Annotated in this window: 1 pseudogene; it reads right to left on the reverse strand. The window is 69.8% G+C overall.

The annotated features are described in order from the left end of the window. Window positions 1-344 (reverse strand): annotated as a pseudogene (locus tag RM844_RS32750) (two-component sensor histidine kinase); the annotation flags it as partial. Window positions 345-451 lie beyond the last annotated feature (107 nt).

The raw sequence follows: 451 nt of genomic DNA on the forward strand, positions 1-451 counted from the left end.
CGGGACTCCTCGACGGTGACCTTCGCGCCCCCGTCGCCGGTCTCGAGGGCCCGCAGGACGCTGCCCTCGGGACGCTCGCCGACGACGATGGGCTCCCGGCCCGCGCTCTCGATCAGGGCGAACCGCTTGGGGTCGATCTGCTCGGAGAGCACGTCGGGGTTGACCCGCTCGTCACCCAGCAGCCGCCCCTCGACCACGCTGATCAGCCGCAGCGCCTCGGATTCGACGCTCTCCTGGGCGCTGCTGCTGATGGTGCGCGTCTCCACGATGACGAGGGAGACGCCGAAGACGGAGATGACCACGAGGACCACGGCGAGCGTGGAGTTGATCAGCCGGCGGCGCATGGCCGCCGGTCGTGTCGGCGTACATCGTCAAGGTGCATGGGTGCTTCGTACGTCAGCTCTTCTCGAACCGGAAGCCGACGCCCCGGACCGTGGCGATGTCACGGGGG

The sequence above is a fragment of the Streptomyces chisholmiae genome (assembly GCF_031845445.1).
GTDB classification, from domain to species: domain Bacteria; phylum Actinomycetota; class Actinomycetes; order Streptomycetales; family Streptomycetaceae; genus Streptomyces; species Streptomyces chisholmiae.